Source organism: Lachnoclostridium sp. An181 (assembly GCF_002160325.1).
Lineage (GTDB): Bacteria > Bacillota > Clostridia > Lachnospirales > Lachnospiraceae > An181.
The window spans coordinates 1-12124 of sequence record NZ_NFKJ01000016.1 but is presented as its reverse complement, the minus strand read 5'-3'; the positions used below and the strand labels follow the sequence as shown (position 1 = coordinate 12124).

Annotated in this window: 16 protein-coding genes; all 16 read left to right on the top strand. The window is 41.4% G+C overall.

All coding sequences use genetic code 11. The features are described 5' to 3' along the window. Position 1: 1 nt before the first annotated feature. The 16 genes from rpmD (at position 2) to B5F18_RS09910 (ending at position 11946) form a co-directional block, all read left to right on the top strand. Positions 2-181 carry a 50S ribosomal protein L30 gene (gene rpmD / locus B5F18_RS09985; protein ID WP_087157521.1) on the top strand — a complete coding sequence of 60 codons (180 nt, stop codon included), beginning with the start codon at positions 2-4 and terminating at the stop codon, positions 179-181. Between the two features lie 28 nt (positions 182-209). After that, entirely contained in the window at positions 210-650 is a 441-nt protein-coding gene (gene rplO / locus B5F18_RS09980) for a 50S ribosomal protein L15 (RefSeq protein WP_087157520.1), read from the top strand. Continuing rightward, entirely contained in the window at positions 650-1966 is a 1317-nt protein-coding gene (gene secY, locus B5F18_RS09975; protein ID WP_087157519.1) for a preprotein translocase subunit SecY, read from the top strand. Before rplO ends, secY begins: the two co-directional genes overlap by 1 nt. 74 nt (positions 1967-2040) lie before the next feature. Beyond that, complete coding sequence (locus B5F18_RS09970) at positions 2041-2685, top strand: adenylate kinase (RefSeq protein WP_087157518.1); 645 nt, start codon at positions 2041-2043, stop codon at positions 2683-2685. A gap of 3 nt (positions 2686-2688) precedes the next feature. Further along, entirely contained in the window at positions 2689-3441 is a 753-nt protein-coding gene (map, locus tag B5F18_RS09965) for a type I methionyl aminopeptidase (RefSeq protein ID WP_087157517.1), read from the top strand. Positions 3442-3453: 12 nt separating this feature from the next. After that, positions 3454-3705 carry a KOW domain-containing RNA-binding protein gene (locus B5F18_RS09960; RefSeq protein WP_087157516.1) on the top strand — a complete coding sequence of 84 codons (252 nt, stop codon included), beginning with the start codon at positions 3454-3456 and terminating at the stop codon, positions 3703-3705. 10 nt (positions 3706-3715) lie between these two features. Beyond that, complete coding sequence (gene infA, locus B5F18_RS09955; protein ID WP_004607275.1) at positions 3716-3934, top strand: translation initiation factor IF-1; 219 nt, start codon at positions 3716-3718, stop codon at positions 3932-3934. Positions 3935-4052: 118 nt separating this feature from the next. Beyond that, the gene (rpmJ, locus tag B5F18_RS09950) at positions 4053-4166 is read left to right on the top strand and encodes a 50S ribosomal protein L36 (RefSeq protein ID WP_073105013.1); all 114 of its coding nucleotides are present in this window, start codon (positions 4053-4055) and stop codon (positions 4164-4166) included. Positions 4167-4565: 399 nt separating this feature from the next. Next, positions 4566-4934, top strand: a complete 369-nt coding sequence (gene rpsM / locus B5F18_RS09945; RefSeq protein WP_087157515.1) for a 30S ribosomal protein S13 — start codon at positions 4566-4568, stop codon at positions 4932-4934. A 52-nt stretch (positions 4935-4986) separates the two neighbouring features. After that, positions 4987-5382, top strand: a complete 396-nt coding sequence (gene rpsK / locus B5F18_RS09940; RefSeq protein ID WP_087157514.1) for a 30S ribosomal protein S11 — start codon at positions 4987-4989, stop codon at positions 5380-5382. A 17-nt stretch (positions 5383-5399) separates the two neighbouring features. Then, complete coding sequence (gene rpsD, locus B5F18_RS09935; protein ID WP_087157513.1) at positions 5400-5993, top strand: 30S ribosomal protein S4; 594 nt, start codon at positions 5400-5402, stop codon at positions 5991-5993. A gap of 162 nt (positions 5994-6155) precedes the next feature. Further along, on the top strand, positions 6156-7118 hold the full coding sequence (locus B5F18_RS09930) for a DNA-directed RNA polymerase subunit alpha (protein ID WP_087157512.1): 963 nt from the start codon (positions 6156-6158) through the stop codon (positions 7116-7118). 105 nt (positions 7119-7223) lie between these two features. After that, complete coding sequence (locus tag B5F18_RS09925) at positions 7224-7754, top strand: bL17 family ribosomal protein (protein ID WP_087157511.1); 531 nt, start codon at positions 7224-7226, stop codon at positions 7752-7754. 62 nt (positions 7755-7816) lie between these two features. Further along, on the top strand, positions 7817-8257 hold the full coding sequence (locus tag B5F18_RS09920; RefSeq protein ID WP_087157510.1) for a prepilin peptidase: 441 nt from the start codon (positions 7817-7819) through the stop codon (positions 8255-8257). A gap of 189 nt (positions 8258-8446) precedes the next feature. Continuing rightward, positions 8447-11059: a bifunctional acetaldehyde-CoA/alcohol dehydrogenase gene (gene adhE, locus B5F18_RS09915; RefSeq protein ID WP_087157509.1), complete on the top strand. Its 2613-nt coding sequence runs from the start codon at positions 8447-8449 to the stop codon at positions 11057-11059. A 131-nt stretch (positions 11060-11190) separates the two neighbouring features. Next, entirely contained in the window at positions 11191-11946 is a 756-nt protein-coding gene (locus B5F18_RS09910) for a phosphotransferase family protein (protein ID WP_087157508.1), read from the top strand. The last annotated feature ends 178 nt before the right edge of the window (positions 11947-12124 follow it).

The window sequence follows — 12124 nt, the reverse complement described above, 5'->3', positions numbered from 1 at the left end:
AATGGCAGAATTAAAAGTAACATTGGTAAAGTCTCCAATCGGTGCTGTTCCAAAGCATAGAAAAACAGTGGAAGCATTGGGGCTTAGAAAATTAAACAAGACTGTTGTATTACCTGATAACGCTGCCACAAGAGGTATGGTGAAACAGGTTGAATACATGGTAAAAGTTGAAGAGGCTTAAAATTAAAAAGGGAAAAGGAGGTGCCATCATGGATTTATCTAACTTAAGACCAGCTGACGGTTCAAAGCAGAGCAACAACTTCAGAAGAGGACGTGGACACGGATCAGGAAATGGTAAGACAGCAGGTAAAGGCCACAAGGGTCAGAAAGCTCGTTCAGGAGCACCAAGACCAGGTTTTGAAGGTGGTCAGATGCCATTGTACAGACGTATTCCAAAGAGAGGATTTACTTGTCCAAGCTCTAAGACGATCGTTGGCATCAACGTAAGTGCTTTAGAGAGATTTGACAATGACGCTGTTGTTTCTGTTGAGACATTGGTTGAGACAGGAATCGTTAAAAATCCTAAAGACGGTGTAAAAATCCTTGGAAACGGAGAATTAACTAAGAAACTTACAGTTCAGGCAAATGCATTTAGCGAAGGCGCAAAAGCTAAAATCGAGGCTCTTGGTGGGAAAACAGAGGTGATCTAATGCTTAAGACATTCCGGAAAGCATTTCAGATAGAAGATATCAGAAAAAGACTGATTTTTACTTTCCTTATGTTGATCGTAATCAGAATTGGCTCACAGCTCCCAACGCCAGGAGTTGACGCGACATTTATACAGAATTTCTTTGCACAGCAGACAGGGGAGGCATTCAACTTTTTTAGTGCCTTCACTGGAGGCTCCTTTGAAAGAATGTCAATATTTGCGCTGAGCATTACACCGTATATTACATCTTCTATTATTATCCAGCTGCTGACAATCGCGATTCCAAAGCTGGAGGAAATGCAGAGAGACGGCGAAGACGGTAGAAAAAAACTGGTAGCAATTACCCGTTATGTGACAGTAATCCTTGCATTGGTTGAATCTACAGCAATGGCAATCGGATTTGGACGTCAGGGCTTGCTTACAGAATACAATTTTGTGAATGTAGCTGTAGTTGTAGTAACATTGACAGCAGGTAGTGCTTTCTTAATGTGGATTGGTGAACGTATTACAGAAAAAGGTGTAGGTAATGGTATCTCAATTGTACTTCTTATCAATATCCTTTCAAGAATACCAAGTGATCTGACATCACTCTATGACCAGTTTATTAAAGGCAAAAGCCTCGCATCAGGTGGACTTGCAGCGTTAATTATTTTGGCGATTATTTTAGCACTTGTAATTTTTGTAATCATATTGCAGGATGGAATCAGGAAAATCCCTGTTCAGTATTCTCAGAAAATCGTGGGAAGAAGAAGTGTGGGAGGACAGTCTTCCAGTATTCCGCTGAAAGTCAATACAGCGGGAGTTGTTCCTGTAATCTTCGCATCATCTTTGATGCAGACTCCGGTTGTGATCGCAGCTTTCCTTGGAAAAGGGCAGGGCACTGGAATTGGCAGCGAAATCCTTCGCGGTTTGAGCTCCAACAACTGGTGTAATCCGTCAAACCTGAAATATTCATGGGGACTTGTCGTATATATGATACTGACAGTACTTTTTGCGTATTTCTACACTTCTATTACTTTCAATCCACTTGAGATTGCAAACAATATGAAGAAGAGCGGCGGATTTATCCCGGGGATCAGACCTGGAAAACCTACGGTTGATTATTTGACAAAGATTTTGAACAAGATTATTTTTATCGGTGCATGCGGGCTTGTGATCGTACAGATCATCCCATTCTTCTTTAACGGAGTGTTCGGTGCACAGGTTTCATTCGGTGGAACATCTTTGATCATTATCGTTGGCGTTGTCCTTGACACGATCAAACAGGTGGAATCACAGATGCTTGTAAGAAATTACAAAGGATTTTTAAATAACTAATTATTTTAGCTCGTATTATTTCAGCAACTTGCGTTGAAATCTTACGAGTTAAAATGCTATAAGGAGGAAATGCTATGAAGATTATTATGTTAGGCGCACCGGGGGCAGGAAAAGGCACCCAGGCGAAAAAAATTGCTGCTAAGTATGAAATTCCACACATCTCCACAGGAGATATTTTCCGCGCTAACATCAAAAATGGTACGGAACTGGGAAAAAAGGCTAAGACATATATGGACCAGGGCCTTCTTGTGCCTGACGAGCTTGTGGTAGATTTGGTAGTGGACCGTGTAAACCAGGACGACTGTACCAAGGGATATGTTCTGGACGGATTCCCAAGAACCATTCCTCAAGCTGAGGCACTGGACAAAGCACTGGAATCTATGGACCAGAAAATGGACTATGCTATCGACATCAATGTTCCGGATGAAAATATCGTAAATCGTATGTCCGGAAGAAGAGCATGTGTGGACTGCGGCGCTACATATCATATCGTGCACGCTCCTACGAAAGAAGAAGGTATCTGTGATAACTGTGGCGGAGAACTGATCCTGCGCGATGACGACAAACCGGAGACAGTACAGAAAAGACTTGCTGTATACCATGAGCAGACTCAGCCGTTGATTGACTATTACACAGAAAAAGGAATTTTAAAAACTGTAGACGGAACCGTGGACCTTGAGGATGTGTTCAAGGCGATCACCGGAATTCTTGGAGAATAAAAGATGCCGGTTTCTATAAAATCTCCAAGAGAAATAGAGCTGATGACAGAGGCAGGAAGAATCCTGGCCTTAGTGCATGAAGAATTGGGGAAGGCATTGAGGCCCGGAATGACGACTCTGGATATTGATAAGCTTGGAGAGGAGATCATCAGAAGCTACGGATGTATTCCTTCTTTTCTTGGATACAATGGCTATCCGGCATCTATCTGTGTTTCCCTGAATGACGAGGTGGTGCATGGAATCCCAAATGCAGGCCGCATCATCCATGAAGGAGATGTGGTCAGTCTGGACGCAGGGGTGATCTATAAAGGTTATCACTCCGATGCCGCAAGGACACACATTGTCGGCGAAGGAACTAAAGAGGCCAAGGACCTTGTCAGAGTGACTGAGGAAAGCTTTTTTGAAGGTATAAAGTATGCAAGGGAGGGCAATCATCTAGGTGAAATATCAGCTGCCATCGGAAATTACGCAAGAGCGCGCGGGTACGGTGTTGTCCGTGACTTGTGCGGACATGGAATCGGAACTAATCTTCACGAAGCGCCGGAGATAACTAACTTTGACACAGGACGAAAAGGGCTGAGATTGAAGGCTGGTATGACTCTTGCGATCGAGCCGATGATCAATGCCGGGACATGGCAGGTGCGCTGGCTGGATGATGAATGGACAGTTGTGACAAAAGACGGAAGACTGTCTGCTCACTATGAAAATACAGTGCTGATCACAGGTGGAGAGCCAAAACTTTTAACTTTACGTTAGCGAGGAAGAGTGATGACAGAATGGAAGATGGGAATGCTCGCCAAATCAAAGGCAGGGCATGACAAAAACAATGTTTATATAGTAATAGGAGAAGAAGACAGGTACGTGTATCTGGCGGACGGAGAGGTCAGGACATGGGAAAAACCTAAAAAAAAGAAAAAGAAACATGTCCAGCCAATCGGCAGGTATTACGAGCTGGAAGAGAGCGATAATGTAAAGCTAAAACGTATTTTGAAATTGTATAAGAAAGAGAAGTTGATTTAGGAGGAAGAATATGTCAAAAGCAGATGTAATTGAAATTGAAGGAACTGTTGTGGAAAAATTGCCGAATGCAATGTTTCAGGTAGAGTTGGAAAACGGACATCAGGTGCTTGCGCACATCAGCGGAAAACTTCGCATGAATTTTATCAAGATTTTACCGGGAGACAAAGTGACTTTGGAGTTGTCCCCGTATGATCTGTCAAAGGGAAGAATTATTTGGAGAGATAAATAAAATAACTGTTGACTTTGTGGAAAGCAAAGTGCTATAATATTAGGCGAACTGTTAGGAAAGTTCGCCTACAGTTTTGTTTGAAAACCGAAATTGGCAACGAGGGAAAGGAGGATTTACCGTGAAGGTTAGATCATCAGTAAAACCAATTTGCGAAAAATGCAAGATTATCAAAAGAAAAGGAAGCGTCAGAGTAATCTGCGAAAATCCGAAACACAAACAAAGACAGGGTTAATGTCCATTGTTTGTAAATTTATTTAAGGCGGCTGTAGTAGTGACACACAAGGATGCGTGTAACTACTGTTGATATATAGTGAGGAACATCTTCACATTATATATTGCTTATAATACTCAGTGTCATTTCTATAATATACAGGACAGCAGGGGAGAGTACAGACAATCAGAGGATGTGCTTTCCGTATTTGTATGTGAGCATATTATAGACCGGGAAACCGGTGCTGAGAAAGGCTGTAGTATCTAGCAGCTGGATGCAGCGGTACTTCCGCAGTATGCTGTATCCCAATTTGGGACAATATTAACAACCAGGCAGAAAGATTAGCACGACATTTCAGGCCCGGAAGATTTCGGGAGCTGCTAATGTTTTTATGCCGGAAGAAAGATGGAGGAAAATCACATGGCTCGTATTGCAGGTGTAGACTTACCAAGAGACAAACGTGTCGAAATTGGCTTAACTTATATCTACGGAATCGGTAGAGTAAGTTCTAATCGTATTTTAAAGGAAGCTGGAGTAAATCCAGATACACGTGTCAGAGATCTGACTGACGAAGAAGTAAAGAAAATCAGTGCAGTGATCGATGAGACACAGATGGTGGAAGGTGATCTGAGAAGAGAGATTGCCCTGAATATCAAGAGATTACAGGAGATCGGATGCTACAGAGGTATCCGTCACAGAAAAGGACTTCCTGTTCGTGGACAGAAGACAAAGACAAACGCAAGAACAAGAAAAGGTCCTAAGAGAACTGTTGCAAATAAGAAGAAATAAGCACTTGATGTAGTGAAATTCGGAAATATTGGAGAAAGTAGGTTAGTTTATAATGGCTAAGAAAGTTGCAAAAAAAGTAACAAAAAAACGTGTCAAGAAAAACGTTGAACGCGGACAGGCACATATCCAGTCATCTTTCAACAACACAATCGTAACATTGACAGATGCACAGGGAAATGCTTTATCATGGGCAAGTGCCGGTGGTCTTGGATTTAAAGGTTCAAGGAAATCTACTCCTTATGCAGCTCAGATGGCAGCTGAGACAGCAGCAAAAGCAGCATTAGTACATGGTCTGAAGTCAGTGGACGTTATGGTTAAGGGACCAGGTTCAGGAAGAGAGGCAGCAATTCGTGCGCTGCAGGCTTGCGGAATCGATGTAACAAGTATCAAAGACGTTACTCCAGTACCACATAATGGATGTCGTCCACCAAAACGTAGAAGAGTGTAATAGGAGGATAGAAGAACATGGCAGTAAACAGAGTTCCAGTTCTTAAAAGATGCAGATCTCTTGGTATGGATCCGATCTATTTAGGAATCGATAAAAAATCTAATAGACAGTTAAAAAGAGCGAACAGAAAGATGAGTGAGTACGGCCTTCAGCTTCGCGAGAAACAGAAAGCTAAATTCATCTACGGCGTATTGGAAAAACCATTCAGAAATTACTATAACAAGGCAAAACAGATGAATGGTATGACTGGTGAAAATCTTATGATTCTTCTTGAATCAAGATTAGACAATGTTGTTTTCCGTATGGGCTTTGCAAGAACAAGACGTGAAGCAAGACAGATCGTTGACCACAAGCATGTTTTGGTAAATGGAAAACAGGTGAATATCCCATCTTACCTTATTAAAGCTGGAGATACCATTGAGATCAAGGAAAACAAAAAAGGTTCTCAGAGATATAAAGATATTCTGGAAGTGACAGCTGGAAGAATGGTACCGGAATGGATGGATGTTGACGCAGAAAACTTAAAAGGTTCTGTGAAAGAACTTCCGGCAAGAGAAGCAATTGATGTTCCTGTCGATGAAATGTTGATTGTCGAATTATATTCTAAATAGGCTAAGATTTGTATTCATGACAATAGAAAGTTTGCAAAATGCGCTTTCTATATGTTTACCGTATGGCAGCAGCCAGTTATAATATATTTATATCTGGTATGCTGCTTTACGGGGTATTTAGAATCCCTCAACATATAACAAGCCAAAAGGAGGGCCTTTGTAGTGTTTGATTTTAATAAACCGAATATTGAAATTACAGAGATTTCAGAAGATAAAAAATATGGAAGATTTGTAGTGGAGCCGCTCGAGAGAGGATATGGTATCACTCTTGGCAACTCTCTTAGAAGAATCATGCTCTCTTCACTTCCTGGTGCAGCGGTGAGTCATGTCAAGATTGACGGCGTGCTGCACGAGTTCAGCTCCATTCCTGGGGTAAAGGAAGATGTGACAGAGATTATCATGAATCTGAAATCATTGGCAATCAAGAATTCTTCAGAGACAGATGAGCCAAAGACAGCTTATATCGAATTTGAAGGAGAAGGTGTTGTTACAGGAGCGGATATTCAGGCTGATCCTGATATTGAGATTATGAATCCGGATGCAGTTATCGCCACACTCAACGGAGGCGCTGACAGCAAATTGTATATGGAGCTGACCATCACAAAGGGAAGAGGGTACGTAAGTGCTGATAAAAATAAAAACGAAGACCTTCCAATCGGCGTGATTCCGATAGATTCCATCTACACACCAGTAGAGCGTGTAAACCTGACAGTTCAGAATACACGTGTGGGACAGATTACTGATTTTGACAAACTGACACTGGACGTGTACACAAACGGTACGCTGATGCCGGATGAGGCGGTGAGCCTTGCGGCGAAAGTACTCAATGAGCACTTGAAACTATTCATTGATCTCTCTGAAGTAGCACAGGCTGCTGAAGTTATGATTGAAAAAGAGGATGATGAAAAAGAAAAAGTGCTTGAGATGAGCATTGATGAGCTTGAGCTCTCTGTTCGTTCCTACAACTGTTTGAAGAGAGCGGGCATCAACACAGTGGAAGAATTGACAAACAGAACACCTGAAGATATGATGAAAGTCCGCAACCTTGGACGCAAATCTTTGGAAGAAGTATTGGCAAAATTAAAAGAGCTGGGTCTTGAATTGAGCCCGGGAGAGGATGCCTAAACAATATAATATCTGGCTAGTAAGCCCGAAGAATGCATAACCAGAGCATATTGCCGGTAAGCCCGAAGAGCGCGGTGATATGTCACAAATATGGAGGATAATGAAATGGCAAAATATAGAAAGCTTGGCAGAACATCAAGCCAAAGAAAAGCATTATTGAGAAACCAGGTAACAGCTTTGCTTTGCAACGGTAAGATTGTTACAACTGAGACAAAGGCAAAAGAGATCAAAAAGATTGCCGAAGGTCTTATTGCTATGGCAGTAAAAGAAAAAGACAACTATGAAGAAGTTACTGTGAAAGCAAAAGTTGCAAGAAAAGACAAAGATGGCAAGAGAGTAAAAGAAGTTGTAGACGGAAAGAAAGTAACTGTTTACGATGAAGTTGAAAAGAAGATCAAAAAAGACATGCCATCCAGACTTCATGCAAGACGTCAGATGCTCAAAGTTTTATATCCGGTAAAAGTGTCAGACAAAGCTGACAAAAAAGCAAAAGCAAAAGAAGTGGATATGGTTGCAAAGTTGTTTGATGAAATCGCACCAAAATACGAGGGACGCAATGGTGGTTACACAAGAATCATCAAGATTGGACAGCGTAAAGGTGACGCAGCGATGGAAGTACTCATCGAACTTGTATAATATTCATGACAATAGACGGTTCGCAAAGCGGCCGTCTATTATTTTATCTTTAAAGGAGTTTCATGCAGCAAGCAATTCTTATTTTTATCTGTTGTTCTATTCTGATTTATATATCCGTATATGATATTTTCTACAAAAAAATTCCAAATCATGCAGTATCTCTGCTCGCAGGTGCCTGCGGACTTTCTGCAATTGCTGATGACGGAGTCGGAGTGTTTCAAGCTTTTGCGGGCGCAGGCTCTATTGCCGTGTTTATGATCGTCCTCAATCTTGCAGTGCGGACTTTTGGAGGAGGGGATATAAAGCTTATGTCAGCTGGAGCGCTCTCTCTTGGTGTGGAGGGAAGTTGGAAGGCATTTTCAGCAGGTGTTCTTGCAGCTGGGGTATGGTGTCTTTTTCTTTTGGTCAGAAGAAAGTCTGTAAAAGGAACGGAGCTCCCCATGGGAATTTTCTTTTCAATAGGGATGTTTCTGGCATGGCTGCAGGCTTGGATATTTGTGTAAATAGAAAATCCATGATGTGGTGGAATGATACAAGAAAAATGTCGAAAAGTAAAGTTTCGTTGTGCAAAAGAGGAAAGCATACGAAAACGTTAAAAAAATAACAAAATCCTATTGACAAAAAAATAACGATAACTTATACTTACACTCATGAAGAGCAAATAAAAACTCAATTCAGAAGGAGAGAATGGTATGGCAAAGAAAAACGAAGTTTTACCAGAAATTATTGACAATGTAGAAGCATTGACAGCCAAAATGCAGGCTATGAAAGAAGCTCAGAAACAGTTTGCTACTTATACACAGGAGCAGGTAGATGAAATTTTCTTCCAGGCAGCTATGGCAGCCAATAAAATGCGTATTCCGCTTGCTAAGATGGCAGTAGAAGAGACAGGAATGGGCGTTGTGGAAGATAAAGTTATCAAAAACCACTATGCAGCAGAATATATTTACAACGCATACAAAAATACAAAAACTTGCGGTGTAATTGAAGAAGATAAAGCTTACGGAATCAAAAAAATTGCAGAGCCGATTGGTATCATCGCAGCTGTTATTCCTACGACTAACCCGACATCAACAGCAATCTTTAAAACATTGATCGCTTTGAAAACAAGAAACGCGATCATCATCAGCCCGCATCCACGTGCAAAAGCTTGTACGATCGCAGCTGCAAAAGTTGTACTTGAAGCAGCAGTAAAAGCTGGTGCACCGGAGGGAATCATTGGCTGGATCGATGTTCCTTCACTGGAACTTACAAACCAGGTTATGAGAGATGCGGACATCATCCTCGCAACAGGTGGTCCGGGAATGGTTAAGGCTGCTTACTCTTCAGGAAAACCGGCACTTGGTGTTGGAGCTGGTAATACTCCGGTCATCATCGATGACACAGCAGATATCAAACTGGCTGTAAACTCTATCATTCATTCCAAAACATTTGACAATGGTATGATCTGTGCATCCGAGCAGTCTGTAACAGTTCTTGAGTCTGTTTACAAACAGGTAAAAGATGAATTTGCTTACAGAGGATGCTACTTCCTGAAAAAAGACGAAATCGAAAAAGTAAGAAAGACAATTATCATCAACGGTGCTCTGAATGCAAAAATCGTAGGACAGTCCGCATATACAATCGCAAAACTTGCAGGTGTGGATGTTCCGGAGAGTACAAAGATTCTGATCGGTGAGGTTGAATCAGTAGATATTTCAGAAGAATTCGCACATGAGAAACTTTCTCCAGTACTTGCAATGTACAAAGCAAAAACTTTTGATGAGGCACTTGCAAAAGCAGAGCAGCTTGTAGCTGACGGCGGATACGGACATACATCATCCTTGTACATTCATCCATCACAGACAGAAAAAATGGCAAAACATGCGGCAGCAATGAAGACTTGCCGTATCCTTATCAACACACCTTCTTCTCAAGGTGGTATCGGTGATCTGTACAACTTCAAACTTGCACCATCATTGACACTTGGATGCGGTTCCTGGGGCGGAAACTCTGTATCTGAAAACGTTGGTGTAAAACATTTGATCAATATCAAGACAGTAGCCGAAAGGAGAGAAAACATGCTTTGGTTCAGAACACCTGAAAAGGTTTACTTCAAAAAAGGATGTATGCCAGTTGCATTAGATGAGCTCGGCACAGAAATGCACAAGAAAAAAGCATTTATCGTAACAGATAGTTTCTTATATAAAAATGGTTATGTAAAACCAATCGAAGATAAATTGGATGAGATGGGAATCCAGCATACATGTTTCTATGAAGTAGCTCCAGACCCGACATTACAGTGTGCACAGCAGGGAACTGCTCAGATGAAAGCATTTGAACCAGACGTGATCATCGCTCTTGGCGGTGGTTCTGCAATGGACGCTGCAAAGATCATGTGGGTAATGTATGAGCATCCGGAAGCAAACTTTGAAGACATGGCTATGGACTTCATGGATATCCGCAAGAGAGTATTTAAATTCCCTAAGATGGGCGAGAAAGCTTACTTTGTAGCAATTCCAACATCTTCAGGAACAGGTTCTGAGGTTACTCCTTTCGCTATCATTACAGATGCTGAGACAGGAGTAAAATGGCCGCTCGCTGACTACGAATTGCTCCCGGATATGGCAATCGTAGATGTTGACAATATGATGACACAGCCAAAAGGCTTGACAAGCGCATCCGGTATCGATGTTATGACACATGCGATCGAGTCTTATGTATCCATTATGGCTACAGACTTCACAAAAGGTCTTTCCTTACAGGCGATCAAGACAGTATTTGATTACTTGCCATCTGCTTACGAAAACGGTGCAAATGACCCGATTGCAAGAGAGAAAATGGCAGATGCATCCTGCATCGCAGGTATGGCATTCGCAAATGCATTCCTTGGACTGAACCATTCTATGGCTCACAAACTTGGTGCATTCCATCACTTGCCACACGGTATCGCAAACGCAGTAATCCTGACAGAAGTGATCCGTTACAATGCAGCAGAAGTTCCAGCTAAGATGGGAACATTCTCTCAGTATCAGTATCCAAGCGCGCTTGCAAGATACGCTGAGGCAGCAAGGTATGCAGGAATCTGTGGAAAAGATGACAAAGAAACAGTTGAGCTGTTCTGCCAGAAATTGGAAGAACTCAAAGAAAAGATTGGTATCAAGAAAACGATCAAAGAATATGGCGTTGACGAAAAATATTTCCTCGACACATTAGATGAAATGGTTGAGCAGGCATTCAATGATCAGTGTACAGGTGCAAACCCAAGATATCCATTGATGAAAGAAATTAAAGAAATCTACTTAAAATGCTATTACGGAAAGTAAAAAAGTGATATAATATTCACAAAGGTACCCGGAGCTCAAAATGAGCTCTGGGTAAAAGCGCACATATCATCAAATGAGTAAGGTGAAATAATTGTGCAAAACGTAAAAGGCATGGATAAGGAGGAAGCATCATGAAACTAGAAAAAGAAAACATTATCGTTGAACGTTCTTACAAAAAGGTTTACAAATGTGAAGAGGGCATTGTTAAAGTTTTTGAAAACAACCATCCAAAATCAAATGTGTTTAATGAAGCGTTGAATCAGGTGAGAGCAGAGGAAACAGGACTTGATGTGGCGAAAGTGATTTCTGTCTCACAGGTAGATGGAAAATGGGCACTTTTGCTTGAGTATAAAGAAGGGAAGACTTTGGCGGAGCTGATGAAAGAGAATCCGGGTAAACTGGAAGAATACATGGAAAAATTTGTAGATCTTCAGCTTGAGATCCACTCTAAAAAAGCTCCTTTGATGAACAAACTCAAAGATAAACTTACTCGTCAGATCAATGGATTGAATGTACTTGACGCAACACAGAAATATGAACTTTTGACACGCTTGGATGGAATGCCGAAACATACGAAAGTATGCCATGGTGACTTTAATCCTACCAATGTTATCGTAGCGGAAGATGGTACGATGACAGTTGTGGACTGGGCACATGCAACACAGGGAAATGCAGGGGCAGACGCTGCAATGACATATTTGTTGTTTGCATTGAAAGACCAGAACACAGCAGATTTATATCTGAAGTTATTCTGCAAGAAGACAGATACAGCAAAACAGTATGTGGAGAAATGGCTCCCGATCGTTGCTGCTGCTCAGCTTGAAAAAGAGAATGCTTTGGAAAAAGATTTCTTGATGAAATGGGTTGATGTTTGCGAATATCAATAGAATTTTATCAAACAATAGAATTACATATAGCTTTTGAGTGAGAGGGTGCTTTCGGGCATCCTCTCCTTCTTTATTTTATAGGAAATTTCGATTTTGGATAAGGGGAAAAAGAATCCCTGCCGATCGAACACATGTTAAATCAACAGGGGAATGGACATGACAATAGGACGATGGTTAG